General features: G+C 73.3%; 5 protein-coding genes. 3 read left to right on the top strand and 2 right to left on the bottom strand.

Annotation, left to right across the window (positions count from 1 at the left end; all coding sequences use genetic code 11):
- The first annotated feature begins 153 nt into the window (after positions 1-153).
- From ADK60_RS18750 to ADK60_RS18740, 3 genes are read left to right on the top strand one after another with little or no spacing between them, the layout of a single operon-like run.
- On the top strand, positions 154-1125 hold the full coding sequence (locus ADK60_RS18750; protein WP_053647425.1) for an NUDIX hydrolase: 972 nt from the start codon (positions 154-156) through the stop codon (positions 1123-1125).
- A 40-nt stretch (positions 1126-1165) separates the two neighbouring features.
- A complete protein-coding gene (locus tag ADK60_RS18745) occupies positions 1166-1714 on the top strand; it encodes an NUDIX domain-containing protein (RefSeq protein WP_053647423.1) in 549 nt (182 codons plus the stop codon).
- A 46-nt stretch (positions 1715-1760) separates the two neighbouring features.
- Positions 1761-3884 (top strand): acetoacetate--CoA ligase, encoded by a 2124-nt coding sequence (locus ADK60_RS18740; protein WP_079008486.1) that lies wholly within the window; start codon positions 1761-1763, stop codon positions 3882-3884.
- A gap of 88 nt (positions 3885-3972) precedes the next feature.
- On the opposite strand, the gene ptsP is transcribed toward ADK60_RS18740, so the two are convergent.
- Positions 3973-5643 (bottom strand): phosphoenolpyruvate--protein phosphotransferase, encoded by a 1671-nt coding sequence (ptsP, locus tag ADK60_RS18735; RefSeq protein WP_053647419.1) that lies wholly within the window; start codon positions 5641-5643, stop codon positions 3973-3975.
- A 100-nt stretch (positions 5644-5743) separates the two neighbouring features.
- Positions 5744-6193 carry a PTS sugar transporter subunit IIA gene (locus tag ADK60_RS18730; RefSeq protein ID WP_045944812.1) on the bottom strand — a complete coding sequence of 150 codons (450 nt, stop codon included), beginning with the start codon at positions 6191-6193 and terminating at the stop codon, positions 5744-5746.
- Between the last annotated feature and the right edge of the window lie 506 nt (positions 6194-6699).

Below are 6699 nucleotides of genomic sequence, written 5' to 3'. Positions count from 1 at the left end.
TCCCTTGACTCTGCGGCAAATGGTTTTCCACCCCGGCCCGGGCCGGGGTGGAAAACCATTTGCCGCAGAGTCAAGGGATCGCTACGTTGTGCTCAGACCGAGAAGGACGGCCGCCCGTCGCCGCGGGCCCGGCGGGGGAGAGGAGCGTGCAGCGTGGACACCACCGAGCAGGAGTGGCTCGCCGCCTACGATCCGCGCGCCTTCACCCCGGTCGCCGTCACCGTGGACGTCGTCGCCCTGACCCTGCGCCAGGGCCGGCTGCACGTCCTGCTCGTCGAGCGCGCCCTCCCGCCCTACCAGGGGCGCTGGGCCCTGCCCGGCGGCTTCCTGCGGGCCGGTGAGGAGAGCCTCGACGACGCCGCCGCCCGCGAGCTGGCGGAGGAGACCGGCCTGCCCGGCACGGTCGGCGCCGAGGCCGCCCTCAGCCGGATCCACCTCGAACAGCTCGGCAGCTACGGCGTACCCGACCGCGACCCGCGGATGCACGTCATCTCCGTCGCCTACCTCGCCTTCGCCCCCGACCTGCCCGACCCGCAGGCCGGCAGCGACGCGGCCCACGCCGCCTGGCACCCCGTCACCGACCTCGACCTCCGGCCCGCCGGCCGGTCCGAGTCCGCCGGTGCTCCCGCCGACACCCACGGGGGTGGCGTCGGCGGGAGCACCGGCCCCACCGACCCGGGGCAGCACGCCGGGCCCGCCGGTCAGGCCGAGCCCCCGGCCGTCGGGGCGCCCACCCCGATCGAGCTCGCCTTCGACCACGCCCGGATCCTCGCCGACGGCCTCGACCGCGCCCGCGCCAAGATCGAGTACAGCCCGCTGGCCACCGCCTTCCTCCAGCACGACTTCACCATTCCCGAGCTGCGCGCCGTCTACGAGGCCGTCTGGGACGAGAAGCTCCACCCGGGCAACTTCCACCGCAAGGTGCTCTCCGTCCCCGGTTTCGTCGAGGGCACCGGCACCACCACCGAGCGCGGCGGCGCCCGCGGCGGCCCCCGGGCCCGCACCTACCACGCCGGCGACGCCAGGCTGCTCCACCCGGCCCTCCTCCGCCCCGCCCAGGGCGAGCAGTCCGAGGAGTCCTCGCACCAGCCGCCCCAGGAGCCCTCCCCGGGCCGGACCACCTGACCACCACCCCGTTCCCGGCCGCCCGCACTACCATCCGGCCATGACGACTCAAGAGGCCGGCACCGTGCGCCAGCAGCCCAACTCCCACTGCCACTTCTGCGGATCCCCCTACCCGCCCGGCACCGACGGCTGGCCCCGGACCTGCTCCGGGTGCACCGAGATCAGCTACCGAAACCCGCTGCCCGTCGTCGTCACCCTCCTCCCCGTCACCCAGGGCGACAGCGCCCCCGGCCTCGTGGTCATCCGCCGCACCATCGAGCCCGGCTACGGCGAACTCGCCCTCCCCGGCGGCTACATCGACTACGGCGAGAGCTGGCAGCAGGCCTGCGTGCGCGAGCTGCGCGAGGAGACCGGCATCCTCGCCGAGCACACCGACATCACCCTGGTCGCCACCGACTCCGACACCCGCGGCGGCTTCCTCTGCCTCTTCGGCCTCCTCCCCGCCCGCCCGCTCACCGCCCTCCCGCCCTCCGTCCCCACCGACGAGACCGACGGCTGGCAGCTCTCCACCCCCGAGACCCCGCTCGCCTTCCCCTTCCACACCCGTGTCTCCCGCTCCTGGTTCAACGGCGAATTCACCCGCCCCTGACCAGCGACGGCCGCGCCGGGGAGACCCTGGCGCCCCGGCCGCTCACATGGCAGGGTCTGCACCGACAGCCCCCAACCGGACGCGGGCCCTGCCACAAGCGACCCCGTCCGCCCTCATCACCGGCCGGGAGACCACCACCGTGAGCACCCCACCCCAGGACCAGCCGCTCTGGCGCCCGAACCCCGAGCGTGCCGCCGGCACCGGGATCGTGGCCTTCCAGGCCTGGGCCGCCCAGCACCACGGCGCCCCGGCCGCCCCGCTCGCCCCCACCGCCTCGGACGCCGAGGCCGCCGCCCGCTACGCCGCCCTGCACGCCTGGTCGGTCGAGGACCTCGACCGCTTCTGGACCGCCGTCACCCAGTGGTTCGACGTCCGCTTCACCCAGGCCCCCGACGCCGTCCTCGCCGACCCCGCGATGCCCGGCGCCCGCTGGTTCCCCGGCGCCCGCCTCAACTACGCCGAGCACGCCCTGCGCGCCGGCGAGCAGGCCGAGAACGCCGACCGCCCCGCCGTCCTCCACCTCGACGAGACCACCGACGAGCCGCTCGTCCTCACCTGGGCCGAACTCCGCCGACAGGTCGGCTCCCTCGCCGCCGCCCTGCGCGCCCGCGGCGTCCGCCCCGGCGACCGCGTCGGCGCCTACCTGCCCAACATCCCGCAGGCCGCCGTCGCCCTCCTCGCCACCGCCGCCGTCGGCGCCGTCTGGACCAGCTGCGCCCCCGACTTCGGAGCCCGCAGCGTCCTGGACCGCCTCCAGCAGATCGAGCCGGTCGTCCTCTTCGCCGTCGACGGCTACCACTACGGCGGCAAGGACCACGACCGGACCGAGGTCGTCGCCGAACTCCGCCGCGAACTCCCCACCCTGCACACCGTCGTGCACGTCCCCCTGCTCGGCGCCCCCGCCCCCGAGGGCGCCCTGGCCTGGGACGACCTGACCGCCGAGGACACCGAGCCGGTCTTCGAGGCCGTCCCCTTCGACCACCCGCTCTGGGTCCTCTACTCCTCCGGCACCACCGGCCTGCCCAAGGCCATCGTCCAGAGCCAGGGCGGCATCCTGGTCGAGCACCTCAAGCAGGCCGGCCTCCACCTCGACCTCGGCCCCGAGGACCGCTTCCTCTGGTACACCTCCACCGGCTGGATGATGTGGAACTTCCTCCTCGCCGGCCTCCTCGTCGGGTCCACGGTCGTCACCTACGACGGCAGCCCGGGCCACCCCGACACCGGCGCCTTCTGGTCCGTGGCCGCGCGCACCCGCGCCACCGTCCTCGGCACCTCCGCCGCCTACGTCATCGCCAGCCGCAAGGCCGACCTCCACCCCGGCCGGGACCTCGACCTCTCCGCCGTCCGCTGCCTCGGCACCACCGGCTCCCCGCTGCCGCCCGACGGCTTCCGCTGGATCTACGAGGAGGTCAAGGAGGACGTCTGGCTCGCCTCCGTCAGCGGCGGCACCGACGTCTGCTCCTGCTTCGTCGGCGGCGTCCCCACCCTCCCGGTCCACCTCGGCGAGATCCAGGCCCCCAGCCTCGGCGCAGCCGTCGAGTCCTGGGACGTCAACGGCCGCCCGCTCACCGACGAGGTCGGCGAACTCGTCGTCACCAAGCCCATCCCGTCCATGCCCACCGGCTTCTGGAACGACCCCGAGGGCACCCGGTACCACGACAGCTACTTCGACGTGTACCCCGGCATCTGGCGCCACGGCGACTGGATCACCGTCACCTCCCGCGGCACCGTCGTCATCCACGGCCGCTCCGACTCCACCCTGAACCGCCAGGGCGTCCGGATGGGCTCCTCGGACATCTACGAGGTCGTCGAGCGCCTCCCCGAGATCGCCGAATCCCTGGTCATCGGCCTGGAGGAGCCCGAGGGCGGCTACTGGATGCCGCTCTTCGTCGTCCTCGCCCCCGGCGCCGAGCTCGACCAGGACCTCATCGGCCGCATCCGCACCTCGCTGCGCACCGAGCTCTCCCCGCGCCACGTCCCCGACGAGGTCATCGCCGTCCGCGGCCTGCCGCACACCCTCACCGGCAAGCGGATCGAGGTCCCGGTCAAGCGACTGCTCTCCGGCACCCCGCTCGACCAGGCCGTCAACCCCGGCTCCGTCGACAACCTCGACCACCTGCGCTGGTTCGAACAGCTCCGCCAGGAGCGCGAGCGCGCCGCCGCCGAGTGACCGACCCCCCTGACATGCCGAAGGGGCCCGCTCCACCACCTGGTGGAGCGGGCCCCTCGCTGTGTTCCGTCGCAGTGTCCCGTGACCGCTACTCGCCCGACAGCACCTGCTGCGCCGCGGCCCGCGCCTCCTCGGCACTGTCCGCCGCCCGCGCCGCCTCGGCGGCCCGGCGGCACTGCGCCAGCGTGTACTTGGCCAGCGCCGTCCGCACATAGGGGATCGACGCCGCGCCCATCGACAGGCTGGTGACACCGAGACCGGTCAGCACCACGGCCAGCAGCGGGTCGGAGGCCGCCTCGCCGCAGACACCGCAGCTCTTGCCCTCGGCCTGCGCGGCCTCGGCGGCGAAGGCGATCAGGTCCAGCAGCGCCGGCTGCCACGGGTCCTGCAGCCGCGCCAGCGCACCGACCTGGCGGTCCGCGGCGAAGGCGTACTGGGCCAGGTCGTTGGTCCCCAGGGAGAGGAACTCGACCTCCTGGAGGATCGAGCGCGCCCGCAGCGCGGCCGACGGGATCTCCACCATCGCGCCGAACTTGGCGCTCAGCCCGGCCTCGCGACACGCCTCGGCGAAGTCCTTGGCGTCCTTGCGGTCGGCCACCATCGGGGCCATCACCTCGAGGTGCACCGGCAGGCCCTCGGCGGCCGTCGCCAGCGCCCGCAGCTGGGTCCGGAGCACCTCGGGGTGCTCCAGCAGGGTGCGCAGACCGCGCACACCGAGCGCCGGGTTCGGCTCGTCGGCCGGGGTCAGGAAGTCCAGCGGCTTGTCCGCGCCCGCGTCGAGCACCCGGACCACGACCCGGCCCTCCGGGAACGCCTCCAGCACCTTGCGGTACGCCTCGACCTGCTTCTCCTCGGTCGGCGCCTTCGCCGAGTCGTCCAGGAAGAGGAACTCGGTGCGGAACAGACCGACACCCTCGGCGCCCGCCTCCAGCGCGGCCGGCAGGTCGCCCGGACCGCCGACGTTGGCCAGCAGCGGCATCCGGTGCCCGTCCGAGGTCGCGCCCGGGCCGGAGGAGGCGGCCAGCGCCGCCTTGCGCTCGGCGGCGATCCGGCGCAGCTCCTCCTGCTTCTCCGCGCTCGGCTCGACCAGCACGTCACCCGAGCTGCCGTCCACCGCGACGACCGTGCCCTCGGCCACGTCGGACGCCCCCGGCAGCGCGACCACGGCCGGTACGCCCATGGCCCGCGCCAGGATGGCGCTGTGGCTGGTCGGCCCGCCCTCCTCGGTCACGAAGCCGAGCACCAGCGTCGGGTCCAGCAGCGCGGTGTCGGCCGGCGCGAGGTCCCGGGCGAACAGCACGTACGGCTCGTCGCTGTCCGGCACACCCGGCATCGGCACGCCGAGCAGACGCGCGACGATCCGGTTCCGCACGTCGTCCAGGTCGGCGACCCGGCCGGCCAGGTACTCCCCGGCCGAGGCGAGCAGCGCCCGGTAGGCGGCGAAGGCGTCGTAGACGCCGCGCTCGGCGCTGCTGCCGACCGCGATCCGGCGGGAGACGTCGGCCATCAGCTCCGGGTCCTGCGCCATCAGCGCCTGGGCCTCCAGCACGGCCTGGGCCTCGCCACCCGCCAGGTTGCCGCGGGCGATCAGGTCCGCGGCCACGGCCTCGACGGCTGCCTGGGCGCGGGCCTGCTCGCGCGGAGCGTCCTCGGTCGGGATCTGGGTGGCCGGGGGCTCCAGCACCGCGGTACCCATGTGCCGCACCTGGCCGATCGCGACTCCGTGGCTGACACCCACGCCTCGCAGCGTCTTCTCCATGTCTTTCTCCGTGAGAGAGGCGGCCCCGCCGGGTACCGCTGTGTGCCGGGCCGCCCCGACCGGAGCGGTGGGGCGGGTGTGTCCTGTAAGAGGGGAGAGGTCAGCTCCAGCTGAACAGGGCGTCGCCGACGGCGACCTCCCCGCTCTCCAGCAGCTCGCCGAGCGAGTCGGCAGCGGCCTCCAGCGCGACGATCGGCGAGATCGGCGACTTGCCGGCGGCCTCGACGGCGGCCGGGTCCCACTTGATGACGGCCTGGCCGCGGGTGACGGTGTCGCCCTTGTTGACGAGCAGCTCGAAGCCCTCGCCGTTCAGCTGGACGGTGTCGATGCCCAGGTGGGTCAGGACCCCGTGCCCGTCCGCGTCGACGACGACGAACGCGTGCGGGTGCATCGAGACGACCACGCCGTCGACCGGGGCAACGGCCTCGGTCGGCCGACGCACCGGGTCGATCGCGGTGCCGGGGCCGACCATCGCACCCGAGAACACGGGGTCCGGCACGCCGGCGAGCCCTACGACCCGGCCGGTCAGCGGCGACGTCACAGTGGTCATGGATGAGCCTCCCAAGTGCGCAGTACAGGCGAGCGGCCGCGAACGCGGCGGGGTGATCGACTGAAGCCTAAATCATGTCAACTTCGGACATCCGCTGACATTCCGGGTGGTCGGCCATGCCGTCCGCCCCCACCAGTCAGTCATCTCGTCGACCACTAGTGGTCTAGTCCTCTTGGCCGATGCGCCGCACTCTACAGGCATCTTGGCGAATCGGGACCATTGCTGTATATGCTCGCGAGAGCAACAAATCACGCGTCCGACCGGGTGACACCGGCGCGGCCCGATTCGCGCTCGGCCCGACGACCCGCTATGGTTGGTCGAGTCGCCGCAAGTCGACGGTTAACACCAGATTTCAGAAACGAAAAGCGCCGGTTAAACAACGGCAAACGGATCTGATACGCTGGAATCACGAAAGAACGAAGCGCCCGGAGGGCCGGTGTGAAAGCCGCCTGAAGGAAGTGTCCGTTCCTTGAGAACTCAACAGCGTGCCAAAAGTCAACGCCAGA

This window comes from Streptomyces sp. XY431 (assembly GCF_001279805.1).
In the GTDB taxonomy this organism is placed as follows: domain Bacteria; phylum Actinomycetota; class Actinomycetes; order Streptomycetales; family Streptomycetaceae; genus Kitasatospora; species Kitasatospora purpeofusca.
The sequence above is the reverse complement of the archived record's forward strand: the minus strand, read 5'-3'. Positions and strand labels throughout refer to the sequence as shown.